The organism is Veillonella parvula, from assembly GCF_036456085.1.
In the GTDB taxonomy this organism is placed as follows: domain Bacteria; phylum Bacillota; class Negativicutes; order Veillonellales; family Veillonellaceae; genus Veillonella; species Veillonella parvula_E.
Genome location: NZ_CP138632.1, coordinates 972,760 through 993,021, shown reverse-complemented (window position 1 = coordinate 993,021; position 20,262 = coordinate 972,760). Strand labels below are relative to the sequence as shown.

Sequence of the window (20,262 nt, the reverse complement as noted above, 5' to 3'; positions counted from 1 at the left end):
ATCTTATTATGACACTTTTTCTTATTATTTATATGTAGAAAGAGTGGGGTACCCATGGCAGACGTAAAAGAAACATTACTCACCGCCGAAGGTTTAAAGAAGTTAGAAGAAGAATTAGCGTACTATAAATCTGTACGCCGTATTGAAGTATCTGAACGTATTAAAACTGCTATTGAATATGGCGATATCAGTGAAAACTCTGAATATGATGATGCAAAAAATGAACAAGCTTTTATTGAAGGTCATATTGTAGAGTTAGAGAATAAGATTAACACTGCGAAGATCATCGATGAATCTGTAAAAGGTGACGTTGTATCTGTAGGTAGTAAAGTTACTGTACTTGACACTATGTACAACGATGAATTGGAATATGTTATCGTTGGTTCCTCTGAAGCGGATCCATTTAACAATCGTATCTCTAATGAATCTCCTGTAGGTAAAGCTATTTTGGGAAAACGTAAGGGCGATGAAGTAGAGGTTTCCACACCAGATGGTCCTGTAACATTCAAAGTGTTAGCAATCCAATAATTTACAATTACCGACAAAGAGGCGATAACATGAGTGAAGAAATTAAAAATATACAAGAAGAGCTGAATGAGCAAATGCAAATTCGCCGCGATAAATTAGCCGAATATGAAGCTGATGGTATTTACCCATTTGGCCAACGTTTTGTCGTAAAAGATTACGCAAAAGATATTAAAGAAGACTTCTTCTTGAAATATGATGGCCAGCCTGTAGTTATTGCAGGTCGTTTGATGACAATCCGTTCCCATGGTAAAACGGCATTTGCGAATATTCGTGATAAATCTGGTGATATTCAAGTATACTTCCGTAAAGATGTTTTGGGCGAAGAGGCTTATAAATACGTTAAAATGCTTGATATAGGTGATATCATCGGCGTAGAAGGTCACGTATTTAAAACTCATACAGGTGAAGTTACCATTAAAGTTAACAAATTAACATTGTTATCTAAGTCTTTACGTCCATTACCAGAAAAATGGCATGGATTAAAGGATACAGAACTTCGTTACCGTCAACGTTATGTTGATTTGATTGTAAATCCTGAAGTACGTGATACATTTGTAAAACGCTCTCAAATCGTTGCTAAAATTCGTGAATACATGATGCGTGATGGCTTCATGGAAGTGGAAACACCGATGATGCATGCTATCCCTGGTGGTGCTGCTGCACGTCCATTCATCACTCACCATAATGCGCTTGATATCGATATTTATATGCGTATTGCACCAGAATTGTACCTCAAACGTTTAATCGTTGGTGGTATGGACCGCGTGTTCGAAATGAACCGTTGCTTCCGTAACGAAGGTATCGATAATCGTCATAATCCAGAGTTTACTACTATCGAATCGTACCAAGCCTATGGCGATGTAGAGGATGCCATTCGCTTAACAGAAAATCTTGTGTCCTACTGTGCTCAAGAAGTACTTGGTACACAAGAAATTACATACCAAGGTACAGAAATTAATTTGACTCCTCCTTGGAATCGTATCACAATGGCTGAAGGTGTAAAAAAATACACTGGTGAAGATTTTGATGCAGTCACAACTATAGAAGAAGCTCGTGCTATTGCTGATCGCTTAAATGTAGAATACACAGAAAATGATGGTATTGGTAAAATCTTAAATCTTTGCTTCGAAGATTATGTAGAAGAAAACTTGATTCAGCCAACTATCGTATATGGTCATCCTAAAGAGATTTCTCCACTTGCTAAAGCAAGTCGTGAAAATCCATTGGCTACAGAACGTTTTGAAGCTTTCATCTATGGTCGTGAATTGGCAAATGGCTTCTCCGAGTTAAATGATCCAATCGACCAAAAACAACGTTTCTTGGATCAATTAAAAGAACGTGAAGCGGGCGATGATGAAGCTCACCGCATGGATGAAGACTTCGTTACAGCTCTTGAATACGGTTTACCTCCAACAGCTGGTCTTGGTGTTGGTATCGACCGTCTTGTTATGTTCTTAACAGACTCTGCATCTATTCGAGATGTATTATTGTTCCCATTGATGAAACCAGAAGCTCCTAAGCATTTTGAAGCTGAAGAAGATTAATTCTAAAGCTCACTACCGTGTATGGTGGTGAGCTTTTTGCTGTTTAGCATACAAAAAAAATCGATATAAAGCCCGTATCAAACACTTTGATACGGGCTTTTATCAACTCTTATAATGTTGATTAATAAATATATGAAGTGTGATTAGATATACAATATAAAAATGGTGTACGGATTATCTATGATTACATTATGATATACATAAAAAATTTTGATTTACTTTGTGATGAAATAAAAGAACATGGATATATAGTATTTATCGTTGATTTTCCAATATTATAGAGATATATGTGATTAAATTTACACATACCTGTAATAGTATAGATTATACATTTAAATCATGCACAATGTATAATTATGATATATGTGTATAATTAAACACTTTTAAATGAAAAATTCAGATGTTAAGATAGAAATATAGATACGTGAATTACCTTTAAAACAAGGAGGTGTATTTAGTAAAGGTGAATTCATTAATAAATTTTATAAATCAACCCTATGTGTAAGTTATATTCTTTAAATTATCGTTGTTAACATAATTTAGGAGGAAACACATCATGAAACATTTAAAAATTGCTTTCTCTCATAAGGCGCAATTCTACTTCGGTTCTATGGAAGGGCGTACAAATGTGGAGCTTAGTCAAACTGATTTTACCGATGTGGGGGCCATCGTCATTAGCGAGTCCGATACAGATGTACTTGAAAATGAGTTGGTACAATCCTTTGGTATACCGGTTTTCTTGGTTGTGTTTGATAAGTCTGTAGATATTTCTCCTTTTATCGGTAAGGTGGAACGTGTTATCGACGGATCAACTACAAATTTTGATTTATATAAACGACAGATTGAAGCGGCTGCTGCAAAATATGAAGCATCTATGTTACCGCCATTCTTCCAGGCCTTGGCAAATTACGTAGAGGACGGTAATTCTCAATTTGACTGCCCGGGGCATCAAGGGGGGCAATTCTTCTGCAAGCATCCTGCAGGACGTGCTTTCTATGATTTCTTCGGAGAAAATGTATTCCGCGCCGATCTTTGTAATGCGGACGTTAAGTTAGGTGATCTTCTGATTCATGAAGGTTCCGCAGTTGAGGCTCAGCAACATGCTGCACAGGTGTATAATGCGGACAAAACATATTTTGTATTGAACGGAACATCATCTTCTAATAAGGTCGTGTTAAATGCATTACTTACTCCTGGGGACATTGTTTTATACGATCGCAATAATCATAAATCGATTTGTCACGGGTCGCTCGTCATGTCCGGCGCAACACCTGTATATCTTGAAACGGCACGTAATCCGTTCGGGTCCATCGGCGGTATCTTAGAACATTGCTTTGATGAAAAATATATTCGCAAGCTGATTGCTGAAAAAGATCCTAAGAAAGCAAAGGCAAAGCGGCCTATCCGGTTGGCGGTTATTCAATTGGGAACGTATGACGGGACCATTTATAATGCGCGTCAGGTAGTCGATAAAATCGGACATCTCTGTGATTATATCTTCTTTGATTCCGCTTGGGTCGGCTATGAACAGTTTATCCCTATGATGAAAGACTGCAGTCCGTTGCTTTTGGAACTTGGTCCTGATGATCCTGGTATCCTGGTATCTCAATCCGTTCATAAGCAGCAGGCGGGCTTCTCACAGACATCTCAGATTCATAAGAAGGATAAGCATATTAAGGGGCAAGACCGCTATGTAAATCATAAACGTTTGAATAATGCGTTTATGATGCATGCCTCTACATCACCGTTCTATCCGTTGTTTGCAGCCCTTGACGTAAATGCAAAAATGCATGAAGGCGAAGCGGGTAAAAAATTATGGATTGAATGTGTGGAAACGGTTATCGAAGCTCGTAAAGCCGTATTGAAACACTGTAAATATCTACGTCCGTTAGTACCACCGGTTGTACATGGTAAAAAGTGGGAAGACGGCGACACAAAGAAAATGGCACAGGATGTGGATTACTTCGCATTTGAACCGGATGCGAAATGGCATTCCTTTAAAGGCTATGGCAAAGGTCAATATTTCATAGATCCTTGTAAATTTCAATTGATTACACCGGGTATTAATGTGGAAACGGGTGAATACGAAGATTTCGGTATTCATGCCAATATTCTTGCAAACTACTTGCGTGAAAACGGAATCATTCCTGAAAAATGTGACTTGAATACCATTCTGTTCTTGATGACACCGGCGGAAACAAAGACGAAGATGGATGATTTAGTGGCGCAACTTGTCCGATTTGAACAATTGATTGAAGCTGATGCACCTATGCAAGATGTATTGCCGTCCATTTATTACAGCCACTTGGATAAATACAAGGGATATCACATTCGTCAGCTATGTCAGGAAATGCATGACTTCTATAAAGACCGGAATGTAAGTATCTTGCAACAACGATTGTTCTTATATGATTACTTCCCGGAATATGTTATGAATCCTCAGGAAGCTAATTTTGAATTCCAGCGCGGCAAAGGTGAACTTGTACCGTTGAGCGAAGCGGAAGGGCGCATCGCTCTTGAAGGTGCGCTTCCTTATCCTCCAGGGGTATTGTGCGTACAACCGGGCGAATGTTGGTCAAAAACTGCTTGTGATTACTTCTTGGCGTTGGAAGAAGGCATCAACAAATTACCTGGATTTGCTCCGGAAATTCAAGGCGTATACATTACGGAACAGCCGGATGGAACGAAGAAAGCATTCGGTTATGTGTTGAAAAAAGAATTTGAAAAATAATTCCTCTGTGTACCGTCGGAGGTTTTCCGGCGGTACAATACACAAGATAAAAGGAGGTAACTATGAGTACAGGCAAAAATAAGATGTCCGTATTGCAGCTTACAATTTTGACCGCTGTAAATATGATGGGCTCAGGTATTATCATGCTGCCTACAAAATTGGCGCAGGTAGGATCATTGTCAATCGTATCATGGCTGATTACAGCTGTAGGTTCCATGTGTTTGGCCTATGCTTTTGCAAAGTGCGGTATGTACAGTCGTAAAGGCGGCGGTATGGGCGGTTATGCCGAATATTCCTTTGGCAAGGCGGGGAACTTCATGGCGAATTATACGTATGGCGTGTCTCTTTTAATCGCCAATATTGCTATCGCTATTTCAGCCGTAGGCTATGCGGCGACCTTTGCAGATGTTACGTTGACTCCGTTGTTGACCGGTATTTATACGATTGTCACATTGTGGTTGGCGACGACGTTGAATTTCGGTGGTGCCAGCATCACGGGACGTGTATCCAGCTTTACGGTATGGGGTGTTATTGCACCGGTTATCGTAATCAGTACAGTCGGTTGGGCTTATTTCTCAACAGATATGTATGTGGCGAACTGGAATGTTAATAATATGCCGTTCGGCGAAGCGGCAACTAATTCCATCGCTATGACTTTATGGGCATTTCTTGGCCTTGAGTCCGCCTGTGCAAATGCGGATGCCGTAGATAATCCTGAAAAGAATGTACCGAAAGCAGTTCTCGGTGGTACATTAGGGGTTGCAGTTATTTATATCGTATCCACCAATATGATCTTTGGTATTGTTCCTGCAAATGAACTCGTTAACAGTAATGCACCGTTTGGTTTGGCCTTTGCATCCATGTTTAACGGTGTAGCCGGTAAAATCGTTATGGGTCTTATGGTTATGTCGTGTTTCGGATCTTTACTCGGATGGCAGTTTACCATTGCCAATGTATTTAAAGGTGCTGCGGACGAAGGATATTTCCCTAAATTATTCAGCAAGATTACATCTAAAGATGCACCTGTAGTTGGTATGGTAACGATTACAATCATTCAATCCTTCCTCAGCTTGATGACAATCAGTCCATCTTTGAGTGAACAGTTTGAAACGCTCGTTAATTTAGCGGTTGTAACGAATATCATTCCATACCTCTTGTCGATGGGGGCTATCATCGTGTTGATGAAAGCTACGGGCCGCAGTGGCGGCGAATTGAAGGGGACAACCTTTATCGCTTTCATTGGCTCCATTTATAGCTTATATGCGCTATATGCATCCGGTCTTGAAGCAATGACATATGGTGCCATTGTAACCTTTGCGGGCTGGACCTTGTACGGCTTTGTATCGGACCGATTTGATTTGGAACGAAATCTCGGGAAATAGTCTTTATACGATGCGCCTCCTGAGGGAGGCGCATTGTTAGGATGTTTATTTATTATTTATTATTTATTATTTATTATTTATTATTTATTATTGACAGTATATAAAAATAATTTTATACTTAAACTAAGACATATTTGTTCGGTACATATTTTATACAATTGATATATATAATTTCATAGTAAGACTATACCTTGTATACCCTTGACATGATGGGTCAAGGCTTTCTAGCGGGAACCGATATTCACGACTACAAGAGCTATTTTGTGATGCTCTTGTAGTCGTTTTTATTTATTTTCTTCTCTTTAAGTTAGGAGGTAAGTAAGATGAATTCGATGTCGAATGAGAGTGTGAGACACGGACAGGACCGGTGCTGGCTTGATAAATTTTTCAAGCTGTCTCAGCATGGTACGAATGTGCGTACCGAGATTTTTGCGGGCATAACTATGTTCATCGCTTCCGTATATATTTTAGCGGTTATACCGAATTTGCTGGTTGCATCCGGTATGCCTCATGAAAGTACGGTTGCGGCAGTTATTTTGACGACCGCATTTACGACAATTTTAATCGGTTTAGTAGCGAACGTTCCGGTTATCGTCGCTCCGGGACTAGGACTTAGCGCATTCTTCGCCTATACCATATGCGGATCGATGGGACTGACCTGGCAGACCGCACTAGGTGCCGTATTTATTTCCGGTGCTGTCTTTATTGTTTTGACAATAACGCGTATTTTGAATCTTATCATCGACGGTATTCCCAAGGTACTTAAAACATCTATTGGTGTCGGTATAGGTCTCTTTATTGCTTTTATCGGATTTAAAAATGCTCATATTATCGTAGCGGATAAGGCCACATTCGTAACACTTGGCAATATGCAGGATCCTGCGGTATTGTTGACATTGGCCGGTTTGCTCATCACCAGTGTGCTCTTAGCCAAGCAGGTGAGGGGCGGTTTGTTGTTGGGTATGATTATCACGACTGTTGCGGCCATGATTTTCGGTTATACAAAGGTCCCTGAAACTAGTGCGGATATTTTCAACTTGGTGCCGCCATTTCCTGTGGATACATTTGCTCAATTGGATGTGATGAGTGCTATTAAATATGGATTTTTGTCTATTATTTTCTCTATTACAATTGTAGATATGTTTGATAACATCGGTACGCTTATCGGTGTCACGCGAAAAGCGAATCTCGTTGATGCGGACGGTAAATTTAAACGGTTAAATCATGCATTACTATGTACATCTATAGGTGCCGCGGCCGGTGCAATCATCGGTACGTCTACGGTAACTTCCTATATTGAAAGTGCGGCCGCTGTTGCCGATGGTGGACGTACGGGTCTTACGGCATGCGTAACGGGTATATTATATTTAATCGCTCTGTTTTTTGCGCCATTATTCTTATTGGTACCTGCTCAAGCAACAGCTCCGGTACTCGTTATCGTAGGTGTATTTATGATGAGTGAAGTGACGCATATCGACTTCGGTGATTTTACGGAAGCGTTGCCTGCATTTTTAACGATTCTTCTTATGCCGCTTACCTTCAGTATTGCGCAAGGTTTATCCTTCGGTTTTATCTCTTATACATTGGTGAAACTTATTACAGGACGTCGTAAGGAAATCCATCCTGTTATGTATGTAATGACCATTGCTTTCATCATACATTTTGCTATATAAGCTGTGAGAGTCGGGATTGTTATATGTGTTTTTATTGTTGAGAGAGTAGCATCGAGCAATTATAGTTCATTGTAGTTGACGTACGTATATTACGGTTAAGCGGTATTGTTGAAAAGAGGAGATTATTCGATGAATTCCGTTTATATAGTAAAAGGTAATATTATTTATACATCACGACCAGCGGAGTTTGCAGTGATTCCAAACGGCTATATGATTGTGCGTGACGGTCGTATCGCATATTGTGGTGAAAGTATTCCCTCCGAATTTGAGTCGTATCCGGTTGAGGACTACGGGGATAATTTAATTATTCCCGGATTTGTCGATACCCATGCTCATGCGCCTCAATTTTGCAATCGAGGCCTTGGCATGGATAAAGAATTGCTGCCTTGGCTTGAAACGTATACATTTCCGGAGGAGGCGAAGTTTTCGGATTTAGACTACGCAAAGACGGTATATAGCGCTTTTGTTAACGAATTATGGCGTTACGGTACAACGCGCAGTATTTTATTTGGCACTATTCATAAAGAAAGCACATTGCTATTGATGAGGTTGCTTTCAGAAGCCGGCCTATCCGCTTTTGTAGGCAAGGTTAATATGGATCGGAACAGTCCCGATTATCTGATTGAGGATACGGACCAGTCCTTACATGATACGAGAGTATGGCTTGAAGAGGCTCGACAGTTTGGACCGCTCGTACGACCTATTGTAACCCCTCGCTTTGTGCCATCCTGTACGAGCCGCCTGATGAGTGGTCTCGGAGATTTAGCGGTGGAGTATAATGTGCCAATTCAATCGCATTTATCTGAAAATCATGGTGAGATTGAATGGGTTCATTCACTTCATCCGGATTCCTCCAGTTATACGGATGTATACTGTGAACATCGTCTGATGGGTACAGTGCCGACGGTCATGGCTCATTGTATTCATCTGAGCGATGAAGAAATGGAGCGGATGCATGAAACGAAGACGATGGTGGCACACTGTCCGTATTCTAACGTGAATTTGTCCAGCGGCATTGCACCTATACGAAAATTATTGAATCATGGTATTTCCATTGCACTGGGATCAGACATTTCAGGAGGCCATGACATCAGTATGGCTAAGGTTTTGACCGAAGCCGTGGGTTTGTCAAAGATGAAGTGGGCCGAGGTGGATGCCAGCTATGCATCGCTTACATTACCGGAAGCTTTCTATATGGCGACTAAGGGAGGCGGACAATTCTTTGGTGACGTAGGTAGCTTTGAAACCGGCTATGAATTTGATGCTCTTGTTATCGATGATCATGAATTGTTTGATCCGAATGAACGGAGTATAGAGGAACGTCTGGAACGGTGGCTATATATAGGTGATGATCGCCATATTGTTGGGAGATATGTAGCCGGTAAATTGTTAGATGAGCCTCCGATGGCTATGTAGCTATCATATAATAGAATAAAAGTTCATATGTTAGTGATTATTGAAGGTCCACCGTGCATAAGGTATACGGTGGACTTTTTGTAATACATTTTATACACTTCGATGATTAGTGTATAATAAAGATGTATATAAGTCAGAAAGGAGTGTGCTCAATGGATATATTAGGGGCAAGGCGCTCCATTGAACAGAAACTGCTGATGCAATCCGTAGGGCTTATGGCTTTGGTGGCTGTGAGCGGTACGATAATGGGGATTGTAACGGGATCTAGTGCAGTGTTGTTAGATGGGGTATTCTCCTTCGTTGATGTTGTTATTAAGATTATGATGCTTATGACAGCTAAGTTAGTTGCTAGAGAAACGAGTAAGCGATTCCAATTCGGTTTTTGGCAATTTGAACCTCTGGTGCTCGCCGTGGAGGGCTTTTTTATTCTTCTCATAGTAATTTATGCCTTATCTAGTGGGATTACAGATCTTTTGTCTGGTGGACGTCACGTAGACTTCGGGCCAGCTATTTTCTATGCTATATTCTTTACTGTTGCGGATACTGCTTACTATCTTTATGTACGTCGTATTAATAAAAGTTTGCAGTCTAACTTGATTAAATTTGATAATGTAAGCTGGTATGTCGATGCTTTGTTAGAAGCGGCTATCTTGATTAGTTTCGTTGTAGCTACTATGCTAGAAAGTACTGAATATGCTAGATGGGCTACTTATATTGACCCTATTGTATTAATTATTTTAGCGGTACAGATGATACCCTCTGCATTTCGTATCATTGTGCCATCCATGAAACAAATATTAGGATGGGCACCAACTTCATTGCATAATGAAGTGCAAGAAATTATGGATCGATTTATGGAAAAGTATAATTTTAAAGATTATGTGACGAGCGTGCAAGTATATGGCAATACTCGAATCATTGAAATTGATATTTTAGTTCCTAAAAGTTTTCCATATCAAACCATTGCTGAAATTGATGCTATTCGCAATGAAATTGACCAAGAAATCGGCGGTAACCCAACGGAAAAATGGGTGACCATTTCTTTTACAGGCACGCGTAAATGGATGGCAAAAGATTATTTGCTAGATGAAGAAGAGGATGAATAATATAAAATATTGGTGAGAAGTCTAGTATATAGCACATAATTTAATGATAAATACACCAATATATGGTATACTTAAACGTATTGAATATATTGTGCGTAACATAGTTGGAAAATGAGGTTTATAGTATGTTAGATTTAAAATTTGTCCGTGAAAATATTGATTTAGTGCAACAAAATTTAGATAATCGTCATACAAAAGGCGATCTGAAAACCTTTGTATCCGCTTATGATGAACGTCGTCAATTGATCGGTCGAGTAGAAGAATTAAAAGCGCTTCGCAATTCTGTAACAGAAGAAATTAGCAAATTAAAACGCAACAAAGAAAATGCTGATGAAAAAATCGCAGAAATGAAAAAAGTAGGCGATGAGATTGCTGAGTTTGATAACCGTATTCGCGAAGTGGAAACAAAATTGCGCGATGCGGCATTGATGTTGCCAAATATGTGTGATGCATCTGTTCCTGTAGGGGCCGATGAAGATGAAAATGTGGAGCAACGCAAATGGGGCGAACCACGTCAATTTAATTTTGATGTACAGGCTCATTGGGATTTAGGTGAAAGCCTCGATATCCTTGATTTCAATCGTGCAGGCAAAATGAGTGGAGCTCGCTTTACTGTGTATAAGGGGTTAGGGGCTCGTTTGGAACGCGCTCTTATCAACTTCATGGTGGATCTTCATGTAGATAAACATGGCTATACTGAAATGATGACTCCATATATGGTAACACGTGAAACTTTGACGGGCACTGGGCAATTGCCTAAATTTGCTGAAGATATGTACCATGTAGAGGGAACGGAATATTTCTTGATTCCAACTGCTGAGGTTACATTGACTAATTATCACGGTGGTGAAATTTTGAGCGAAGAGGAATTGCCTAAATACTATACTGCATTCACCGCATGTTTCCGTGCTGAAGCGGGTTCCGCGGGGCGTGATACTCGTGGCCTTATTCGACAACATCAATTTAACAAAGTTGAAATGGTTAAATTAGCTAAACCAGAAGATTCTTTCAAAGAATTAGAAACATTAACAGATAATGCAGAAGAAGTATTGCGCTTATTAGAATTACCGTTCCGTGTTATCACTCTGTGCACAGGTGATATGGGCTTTGGTTCTGCTAAAACCTATGATGTAGAGGTGTGGATGCCTGCACAAGGCAAGTATAGAGAAATTTCCTCTTGCTCTAATATGACTGATTTCCAAGCTCGTCGTGCTAATATTAAATTCCGTCGTGGACCTAAGGGTAAACCGGAATTTGTTCATACATTAAATGGATCTGGCCTTGCAGTAGGGCGTACAGTAGCTGCTATCTTGGAAAACTATCAACAAGCCGATGGGTCCGTTGTAATTCCAAAAGTTCTCGTGCCATACATGGGTGGCGTTGAAGTGATTTCACCGGCTAAATAAGAGGGGGCATTTTATGAGATTCTTTATTGATACAGCAGAATTTGATGAGATTAAAGAGGCCTATGATTTTGGTTTTATTGATGGCGTAACTACAAACCCATCGCTTATCGTGAAAGCTAAACGCGATTTGAAACAAGTTATTTCTGAAATTGTAAACCTTGTTGATGGACCTGTTAGCGCAGAGGTTATTTCCTCTGATGCTGAAGGCATGGTGGCGGAAGCACATGACCTTGTGAAATTAGGCTCTAATGTGGTTATTAAAGTTCCTATGACTCCAGAAGGTCTTAAAGCCGTTGCTATTTTGAGCAAAGAAGGCATTAAAACGAATGTGACTTTGATTTTTTCTGCAAACCAAGCCTTATTAGCTGCTCGTGCAGGTGCAAGTTATGTGAGTCCATTTGTGGGTCGTATTGATGATATCAGCATGGATGGTCTTACATTGATTCAAGATATTACAGATATTTTCGCTATTCATGAAATTGAAACTGAAATTATTGCTGCAAGTGTGAGAACTCCGCTGCATATTATTCAATGTGCTAAAGCAGGTGCTCATATTGCAACTGTTCCATTTAAAGTACTCATGCAAGCTATGAAACATCCGTTGACTGATGCAGGACTTGCAAAATTTATGGAAGATTGGAAACAAGCTAATCAATAAGTTAGAGACTCTAGGTAAGAGTCATATCAATACATAGAGGACTTATAAGGAGGCCCATTATGGATCGTACATTATCTTTGGAATTTGCTCGTGTCGTTGAAGCCGCAGCTTTGCGTAGCGGTCGTTTGCTTGGCCGTGGGCAAAAGGATGCAGCCGATGGTCTTGCTGTAGATGCTATGCGTCAAGCGTTTGATTCTGTTCGCATTTCTGGTACTGTGGTTATCGGAGAAGGCGAAATTGATGAAGCTCCTATGCTTTATATCGGAGAACACGTAGGTGCTGGCGGACCAGAAGTAGATATCGCTGTTGATCCTATTGAAGGGACAAACTTGATTGCTAAAGGTCAAAATGGTGCTATTGCAGTTATGGCGATTGCAGAAAAAGGTGGCTTGTTACATGCACCGGATATGTACATGGAGAAACTTTGTGTTGGTCCTCGAGGTGCAGGTGCTATCGATATTACGAAATCTTTGACCGAAAATATCAAAAATGTAGCGGCTAAAATGGAACGTAATGTAGATGAAATCACGTTGGTTATGCTTGATCGTGAGCGTCATCAAGGCTTGATGAAAGAGGCTCGTGAAGTAGGGGCTCGTATTATGCTCATTTCTGATGGTGATGTTAATCCAGCTATGGAATGTTGTATCGAAGGTTCTGGGGTGCACATGGTTGTAGGTACTGGTGGTGCACCTGAAGGTGTATTAGCGGCTGCAGCCTTAAAATGTGTAGGCGGCGATATGCAAGCTCGCTTAAAACCAGAAACGGAAGAAGAAATTCGTCGTTGCCATGAAATGGGCATTGCCGATGTAAACCAAGTGCTCACATTAAATGATTTAGTTCGTACTGATGATGTTATTTTTGCGGCTACTGCCATTACACGTGGTAACTTATTAAATCCAATTCAATATTTCCCAGGTGGTGCGCGTACACATACTATTGTGATGCGGTCTAAAACTGGTACGGTTCGTTTCCTTGATACAGTGCATATGGATCATAAACTTAAAACATTAAAAGCTAAATAAGAATAAAGCCCTGAAATATACTCAAAAATTTGGCACAAATTTTTGAGATATATTCAGGGCTTTTTTTTCTTTGTATTTTCTCTCATTCTCTTGATGAGATATATCGAAAAATAGTATAATAACATTTAGTATATGACGTTATAAATACAAGGTCTTGTAGCTTATACAAGATGAACGATATAAAGTGTAGGAGGAATTCTGTTGGAAAAGTTAATCATTCAAGGTGGCAATCGATTGGAAGGACGTGTACGTGTTAGTAGTGCTAAAAATGCAGTACTCCCTATTATTGCCGGTACTTTGCTAGCATCAACGCCTAGTAAATTGCTTGAAATTCCAAATTTAGAAGATGTAGGCACGATTTGCCAAGTTATCGAGTCTTTGGGGGTTAAAATCACTCGTAATAATGCAGATGGTGAAATTGTTTTCGATGCTTCTACATTGACTGCTACGGAAGCTCCTTATGAACTTGTGCGTAAAATGCGTGCATCCTTTCTTGTCATGGGTCCACTTTTGGCTCGTAAAGGGGAGGCTAAAATCTCAATGCCTGGTGGATGTGCTATCGGTGCACGTCCCATTGATCTTCATTTAAAAGCATTTGAAGCATTAGGTGCAAAAATTGAAATTACTGAAGATTATGTATATGCTCATGCTCCGGAAGGACTTAAAGGGACTCAAATTTATTTGGATTTCCCAAGTGTGGGGGCTACAGAGAATGTAATTATGGCTGCTTCTATGGCGGAAGGTAAAACCGTTATCGAAAATGCTGCAGAAGAGCCTGAAATTGTTGATTTAGCTACATTCTTAAATGCTATGGGAGCTAATATTCGCGGAGCTGGTACAAATGTGATTCGTATTGAAGGTGTACCTCAATTACACGGTGCTATTCATACAGTTATTCCTGATCGCATTGAAGCTGGTACATATTTAATCGCTGCTGCTATGGCAGGTGGTGATGTATTCGTAGAAAATGCATTGCCAGAACATCTAAAACCAGTAGTGGCTAAATTAAAGGAAGCTGGTGTAACAGTAGAGGAAGAAATCGACGGCATTCGCGTTATCAGTAGTGGTAAAGGCATTAAAGCTGTCGATATTAAAACCTTGCCATACCCTGGATTCCCAACAGATATGCAAGCTCAATTCATGGCTCTTACCACGATTGCGGAAGGCACTAGTACAGTAACAGAAACTGTATTTGAAAATCGTTTTATGCATGTTGCTGAACTTCGTAAAATGGGGGCGCATATTGACATCGATAATCGTCAAGCTATTGTCGAAGGTATGCCAAGCTTACACGGGGCTATAGTGAATGCTACTGACCTGCGTGCTGGAGCGGCGCTGGTATGCGCTGCATTGACTGCGGAAGGTAGAACAGAAGTCGGTCGTTTACATCATATTGACCGAGGTTATGATGATTTTGTAGGTAAATTGCAAAGGTTAGGTGCTGATATTGTTCGGGTTGACGAATAAGAGTACACAGCCAAAACAAAATAAAAAGAAAAGAAGCCGGCGCTCTAAAGGGCCGGCTTTATACAACGAGCAACAGAACTTAGGTGCTGCAAAGGTTGAAAATTCGAAAGTGAGTACTACACGCAAACCATTGAGAAGGACAAAACGTAAGTCTACTAAGCTTTCAAATGGCGTGGCAAAGCAAGCTAATCATTTGGCCTCCAATATGCGTGAGACCATGATTAAAGTTACAAAAATGCGCCGTGCTGAACGACGTAGTCGTGAGACTGTAGCGATTGCTAAAACAACACCAGCCATGACATTAAAACGTTTAGTTCGACCTGAGCAAGTCGGAGATTTTATGAGTCGTTTAAATCGATCCTTAAACTTCGATTTGGGAATTGATTTAGGGACTGCAAATATCCTCATTTTTGCGAAGGGTAAAGGCTTGGTATTAGATGAACCTGCGTATATTGCACGGGATGATAAAACCGGTGATATTCTTGCTTTAGGTGAGGCTGCACGTTCTATGGTGGGCCGTACTCCAAAAGGGATTTCCGTCATCCGTCCAGTTCAAGCGGGCGTTATTGCAGATTATGATATGACAGAATTCATGTTGAAGTACTTTATTCGCTCCGTTGTACCTGCTTCTAGATTGATGAAGACGCGTATTATTGTATGTGTTCCGTCGGGCATTACACCAGTTGAAAAACGCGCTATTTTGGAAGCTTTACTCAGAACTGGTGCAAAAAAGACAGTCCTTATTGAAGAACCATTGGCTGCTGCTATGGGGACTGGCCTCAATGATGCTAAGCACGTAGGGGCGATGGTTGTCGATGTTGGCGGTGGCACTACGGATATTGCCGTTCTTTGTGATACGGGTGTAGTTGTAAGTGAATCACTTCGCATCGGTGGAGATTCTTTTAACGAATCTATTATTCGCTATATCCGTCGTAAGAAACGCTTGGTTATTGGTCCGCTAACAGCAGAGAAAATTAAAATTTCTGTAGGGACTGTGGATCGCCGTGCAAAGGAGCGCACGATTGAGGTACGAGGACGAGATTCAAGTTCTGGATTACCAAAGATGGTTGCGGTGAATTCTTTAGAGATTCAACGTGCTCTAGAAGCACAAGTGATGAATGTTTTGGAAGGCGTTAAGTCTATTCTAGAAAAAACTCCACCGGAACTTGTGGCCGCTATCAACGATCATGGCATAATTCTTACTGGTGGTGGCGCGCTCATCGATGGATTAGACCGTGTTATTACACGTTCTATTGGAATCGCGGCATACCTTGTAGAATCTCCAAGATATGCAGTGATTAAAGGTGTTGCAAAGGCTTTAGATGAAATGTCACAGCTTCGTGATACATTAGATGAGTTACAATAATATAGTTACAATAATATACCATGATGATGTAAGCTTAAATTGACGAGGTTATGGTCTACAATTATTCTATTTTTGGTATGGAATATTTTTAGACTGTAACCTCGTTTTTCGTTTATTTTTGAATTTTTCATCTTTATGCTGTATACTATAGTAAAAGTATATTGCGTAAAATTGATGTAATGATATAAGGCCATTATTATGGTTTGTAGCTATAGAGGAATTAAAGATGAAACGATATCTGTATATGACTTTTGCTGTTTTAGGTCTACTGGGTAGTACCGTTCCTCATGCTGAGGCAGGTAATTTAACAGGGGTGCGTGTATCTAATCATGAAGGTACAAGCCGAATTGTTTTAGATGTATCTGAAATGCCTGTATCTTGGACTCAATCCTATAATGAAGAAACACATGCTCTTACATTGAACTTGGGGGGCACTACAAATGGTTTAACTGGCCCCATATCACAAAATGATAAAAAAACGGGAGTTCTTAAAGGCATTGGCTTACAACCGGTTAATGGGGCCTTACGAGTAACATTAACAGCGAATAAGGATGTACAACATCATGAGTTTGCATTAGAAAAGCCTTCGCGTATAGTAGTGGATTTATTTTCTGGCTATGCGCAACAGACTACAAAAGATGTAAATAAATCTGTAACGTATAGCAAAATTAATAACACCGTAGCTGAAGGGAAAATTCAAGCCTTTGCATTGACCGTAGATAATGATTCACCTATGGTGGTGGCGCATGTTCCAGAAGGTAAACCATTATCTTCTGTCACTCAAGCTCATACAGCTATCATTGGAGCAAAGGTAAAAGGGGGCAGTTTTGAACGACCTTACTCAGTGGCGAGTGATGGAGCTATTGATTTAGAGCGTATTTCCAATCGTGGTACGTTACGATATACGCCTAATAGAGGATACTTTATAGAAGAGAAAAAACCTTTGCTTCAAGCTAAAACAAAGAATGAGAGTTTTGTAATCACCTCCGTTGATACGGTTCGTAAAGAGAACGCTTTGACCCTTTATACGTCAACTTATGGTCCTTCTACAAAGACCAATGAATATGGTTATGAAGTGACTGTAGCTAATGGCAAGGTTATTAGTAAACAAAAGGGAAATTCTAAAATTGGGGAAAATCAATACGTATTGTCTGGTCATGGCGAATCTGGAAATGCTTTACGTAAGTTAAAAGTTGGAACACCTATTACAATTCAAAATAGAGAAGAACTAGCTCAAGTTAGCACTACCGGTGGAGCTAGTTTAGAAGTGGGCACTATGGTGATGAAAGGTGGTCGCTATGTAGGAGCTGATGAATCTAATAACAAAGGTCGTAGCTTCATTGGAACTACAAAGGAACATGATTTAGTTGTGCTAACAGTTGATAAATCCGAACTTCAATCTGTAGGTGTGACTCAAAAAGAAGGAGCTCAGTTATTGTCTAAATTAGGTGTTGTTGATGGCGCTGAATTATCAAATCAAGGTAGCATTGATATAGTTATCAATGATGATTATGTACACAAATCTTCTGCACCTATGAGTTATGAAGATATAGTAATTATAAAATAGATTCGTTGCATACAATTTTGTTTGAAATATTACTAATAATTTAGTATACTATAAATACATAACTAATTTTGTAAAAGGAGGGATCGTTATGAAAAGAGTAGCGTTAGCTTTAGCTGCATTAGGCATTTTAAGTGTTAGCTCTGTAATGGCGGCCCCTGTATCATACCAAAGTGTATTAACAGGTAAAGTTGCTTCTACAGTTTCTGTTGGTACTTCTGTAACAGAAGGCCAAACATTGGTGACTGTAGAGACATTGGCTGGTCCTATGGCTGCTGCTAAATCTACTGTAACTGGTACTGTAACGGCGGTTAATGTTACAGTGGGTTCAGACGTTTCTCGTGATCAAATCGTTGTCACTGTAGAAAGTAAATAAAGGAGAGAAGGAATGAAGTTTTCTCATTCTTGGCGTCGGTATAGAAAAGCGATACTGGCGCTTTTCTTCTGTACTTCACTTACAACTGCACAGGCTATTGATTTTATGCCTGTCAATGATGTAACAACAGGTATGGAAGGTATTGCAAAAACTGTAATCGTAGGGGATACTATTTCCACCTTTGATGTAAAGGTACTGGGTGTCATGAAGGATAAGGGACCATCTGGTCATCTTATTTTAGCCAAGTTTTCCGGCCCCGTTATGGATCAAACTGGTGGCATTGCGCATGGTATGAGTGGTAGCCCTGTATATATAAATGGTAAACTCGTTGGGGCTGTTGCTTATGGCTGGGGGTTTGCGGATGGTACGATAGGTATGATTACTCCTATTGAGGATATGGTCAAACTATGGAATATACCATATGAGAAAAACTTATCTAAACCTTGGGATGATACACAATTGATTCCTTTAGGTACTCCACTTATGGCATATGGCTTCGATGCGGCATCAATGGAATACTTTAAATCGAAGTTACCACAATATAAATATGAAACATATGACACCGCAAGTGCTAGTGGTGATGAAATTGCAAAACCTTTAGAAGCTGGTGGCTCAGTAGCGGCTTTGCTAGTTGATGGTGACCTTAAATTGGGCGCTATTGGTACTGTTACTCATGTAGATGGTGAAAAGGTTGTTGCCTTTGGTCATCCATTCTTAAAACATGGTTCTTCTAACTATTTTATGCACAATGCAAGTATCTTTACCGTTGTAAAAAGCTATAATGCTGCCTTTAAGCTTGGCTCTATGGGTAAAGAGATTGGCTCTGTTACCGAAGATAGAGGTGCCGGTATTGCAGGTGTATCAGGCGTGATTTCGCCAGGTATTCCATTGCGATTCCATTTAAAGGATATTGATATGGGCCGTGATAGAACTAGTTCTGTCAAGGTTATTGAAGATGGTGAAATGACACCAACTTTAGCAGCTACAGCCTTATACAATATGTTGAATAAAACATTGGATCGCAGTGGCTCTGGTACGGCTACAATTTCTTATACTATTACGCCAAAAGGGAAAGAACATAAGCCATTAACGCGGACAAATATGTTCTACAGCTCTGATTCTATTAGTGAAAAAGCAGTTGATGAATTTTATAATGTCATTGATGTTCTTATGAACAATCGATTCATCAACTATGAAATTTCGGATATTTCGGTTGAAACAAACGTAACGCAAGATAAGAAAACAGCAAAGCTTATCGATGCTTCTGCTTCGTCTACTGTAGTTTCTCCTGGGGATACTATCGTAGTAGATGTAACATTAGAGCCGTTCCGCGGTGAAAAGGTTATTAAACAAATTTTCTTTAAGGTACCTGAAGATCAAGCTATTGGTAAGTATACCTTAGAGGTGCGTGGCGGTGGCGAGATTCCATTACCATACGTATTGGAAAAACAGAAATATAATTTAACAGATGAAATTTTACGCCGTTTGAAAGTTCATAAAGATTTTGATGAGCTTTATGATGAAATTCAAAAGACAGATACAAATAATCAAATCGTTGTAGAATTTTTGGAAGATGGTATCAGCTTAGTTGATGAAGATGGCTCTCAATCTGTTAAAAAGGCTAAGCTTAAAGATGTGGAATCAAAACCTATGCCAGGGGATGTAAAGAAAAAAACAGGTCAAGAAGATTTGAGTTCTAGTAAGGATGATGAAAAGAAACCTGAAAAGACTGCTGTTGATACTGAGTACATTGTGCAAGGTGATGGTCAATTTACGATTCATGTAATGAAGCCTGCTGATCGGGATAAAGAATTAGCAAAACGTGTCAAAGAAGCGAAACATCAGATTAAGATGGAACGCAAGTTAGAATTGGAAGATCAATCTAAAAAAGATAAAACGGATAAAGCTGAGTCTAAAAAGGATTCTAAAAAAGAGTCGAAAGAAACCAATAAAAAAGATGAGGCTAATGCTGGTGGAACAAATACAGCTGAATAAGTTGAAACTGTAAGGGAAAGGGATAGAC

The 20,262-nt window shown here is 39.9% G+C and carries 15 protein-coding genes and 1 riboswitch; all 15 genes read left to right on the top strand.

From position 1 onward, the window contains the following. Positions 1 to 54 precede the first annotated feature (54 nt). Positions 55 to 528 carry a transcription elongation factor GreA gene (gene greA, locus PK1910_RS04705; RefSeq protein WP_004695428.1) on the top strand — a complete coding sequence of 158 codons (474 nt, stop codon included), beginning with the start codon at positions 55 to 57 and terminating at the stop codon, positions 526 to 528. 29 nt (positions 529 to 557) lie between these two features. Beyond that, entirely contained in the window at positions 558 to 2,072 is a 1,515-nt protein-coding gene (lysS, locus tag PK1910_RS04700) for a lysine--tRNA ligase (protein ID WP_021147863.1), read from the top strand. A gap of 556 nt (positions 2,073 to 2,628) precedes the next feature. After that, positions 2,629 to 4,803 carry an ornithine decarboxylase gene (locus PK1910_RS04695; protein ID WP_021147864.1) on the top strand — a complete coding sequence of 725 codons (2,175 nt, stop codon included), beginning with the start codon at positions 2,629 to 2,631 and terminating at the stop codon, positions 4,801 to 4,803. Positions 4,804 to 4,865: 62 nt separating this feature from the next. After that, the gene (gene potE / locus PK1910_RS04690; RefSeq protein WP_021147865.1) at positions 4,866 to 6,185 is read left to right on the top strand and encodes a putrescine-ornithine antiporter; all 1,320 of its coding nucleotides are present in this window, start codon (positions 4,866 to 4,868) and stop codon (positions 6,183 to 6,185) included. A gap of 171 nt (positions 6,186 to 6,356) precedes the next feature. Then, a riboswitch (purine riboswitch) is annotated at positions 6,357 to 6,455 on the top strand. A gap of 77 nt (positions 6,456 to 6,532) precedes the next feature. After that, a complete protein-coding gene (locus PK1910_RS04685; RefSeq protein ID WP_232054980.1) occupies positions 6,533 to 7,858 on the top strand; it encodes an NCS2 family permease in 1,326 nt (441 codons plus the stop codon). Positions 7,859 to 7,987: 129 nt separating this feature from the next. Next, the gene (guaD, locus tag PK1910_RS04680) at positions 7,988 to 9,274 is read left to right on the top strand and encodes a guanine deaminase (RefSeq protein WP_021147867.1); all 1,287 of its coding nucleotides are present in this window, start codon (positions 7,988 to 7,990) and stop codon (positions 9,272 to 9,274) included. Positions 9,275 to 9,426: 152 nt separating this feature from the next. Continuing rightward, a complete protein-coding gene (locus PK1910_RS04675; protein ID WP_021147868.1) occupies positions 9,427 to 10,380 on the top strand; it encodes a cation diffusion facilitator family transporter in 954 nt (317 codons plus the stop codon). Between the two features lie 125 nt (positions 10,381 to 10,505). Then, positions 10,506 to 11,786, top strand: coding sequence for a serine--tRNA ligase (gene serS / locus PK1910_RS04670; RefSeq protein WP_004695438.1), 1,281 nt, complete (start codon positions 10,506 to 10,508; stop codon positions 11,784 to 11,786). 13 nt (positions 11,787 to 11,799) lie between these two features. Continuing rightward, on the top strand, positions 11,800 to 12,444 hold the full coding sequence (gene fsa, locus PK1910_RS04665) for a fructose-6-phosphate aldolase (protein ID WP_058948504.1): 645 nt from the start codon (positions 11,800 to 11,802) through the stop codon (positions 12,442 to 12,444). Between the two features lie 59 nt (positions 12,445 to 12,503). Then, a complete protein-coding gene (gene glpX / locus PK1910_RS04660) occupies positions 12,504 to 13,466 on the top strand; it encodes a class II fructose-bisphosphatase (protein WP_004695442.1) in 963 nt (320 codons plus the stop codon). A gap of 201 nt (positions 13,467 to 13,667) precedes the next feature. After that, entirely contained in the window at positions 13,668 to 14,933 is a 1,266-nt protein-coding gene (murA, locus tag PK1910_RS04655) for a UDP-N-acetylglucosamine 1-carboxyvinyltransferase (protein WP_004695444.1), read from the top strand. After that, positions 14,914 to 16,299, top strand: coding sequence for a rod shape-determining protein (gene mreB / locus PK1910_RS04650; RefSeq protein ID WP_012864056.1), 1,386 nt, complete (start codon positions 14,914 to 14,916; stop codon positions 16,297 to 16,299). Before murA ends, mreB begins: the two co-directional genes overlap by 20 nt. 226 nt (positions 16,300 to 16,525) lie before the next feature. Further along, positions 16,526 to 17,866, top strand: coding sequence for a phosphodiester glycosidase family protein (locus tag PK1910_RS04645; protein ID WP_058948505.1), 1,341 nt, complete (start codon positions 16,526 to 16,528; stop codon positions 17,864 to 17,866). 88 nt (positions 17,867 to 17,954) lie between these two features. Continuing rightward, positions 17,955 to 18,239, top strand: coding sequence for a biotin/lipoyl-containing protein (locus PK1910_RS04640; RefSeq protein WP_058948506.1), 285 nt, complete (start codon positions 17,955 to 17,957; stop codon positions 18,237 to 18,239). A gap of 12 nt (positions 18,240 to 18,251) precedes the next feature. Then, the gene (locus PK1910_RS04635) at positions 18,252 to 20,234 is read left to right on the top strand and encodes a SpoIVB peptidase S55 domain-containing protein (RefSeq protein ID WP_004695451.1); all 1,983 of its coding nucleotides are present in this window, start codon (positions 18,252 to 18,254) and stop codon (positions 20,232 to 20,234) included. Positions 20,235 to 20,262 lie beyond the last annotated feature (28 nt).

Coding starts and splice junctions, on each gene's coding strand:
- PK1910_RS04635 (WP_004695451.1), top strand. CDS start 18,252: ATGAAGTTTTCTCATTCTTGGCGTCGGTATAGAAAAGCGATACTGGCG.
- PK1910_RS04675 (WP_021147868.1), top strand. CDS start 9,427: ATGGATATATTAGGGGCAAGGCGCTCCATTGAACAGAAACTGCTGATG.
- fsa (WP_058948504.1), top strand. CDS start 11,800: ATGAGATTCTTTATTGATACAGCAGAATTTGATGAGATTAAAGAGGCC.
- PK1910_RS04695 (WP_021147864.1), top strand. CDS start 2,629: ATGAAACATTTAAAAATTGCTTTCTCTCATAAGGCGCAATTCTACTTC.
- PK1910_RS04645 (WP_058948505.1), top strand. CDS start 16,526: ATGAAACGATATCTGTATATGACTTTTGCTGTTTTAGGTCTACTGGGT.
- glpX (WP_004695442.1), top strand. CDS start 12,504: ATGGATCGTACATTATCTTTGGAATTTGCTCGTGTCGTTGAAGCCGCA.
- guaD (WP_021147867.1), top strand. CDS start 7,988: ATGAATTCCGTTTATATAGTAAAAGGTAATATTATTTATACATCACGA.
- lysS (WP_021147863.1), top strand. CDS start 558: ATGAGTGAAGAAATTAAAAATATACAAGAAGAGCTGAATGAGCAAATG.
- PK1910_RS04640 (WP_058948506.1), top strand. CDS start 17,955: ATGAAAAGAGTAGCGTTAGCTTTAGCTGCATTAGGCATTTTAAGTGTT.
- greA (WP_004695428.1), top strand. CDS start 55: ATGGCAGACGTAAAAGAAACATTACTCACCGCCGAAGGTTTAAAGAAG.
- potE (WP_021147865.1), top strand. CDS start 4,866: ATGAGTACAGGCAAAAATAAGATGTCCGTATTGCAGCTTACAATTTTG.
- serS (WP_004695438.1), top strand. CDS start 10,506: ATGTTAGATTTAAAATTTGTCCGTGAAAATATTGATTTAGTGCAACAA.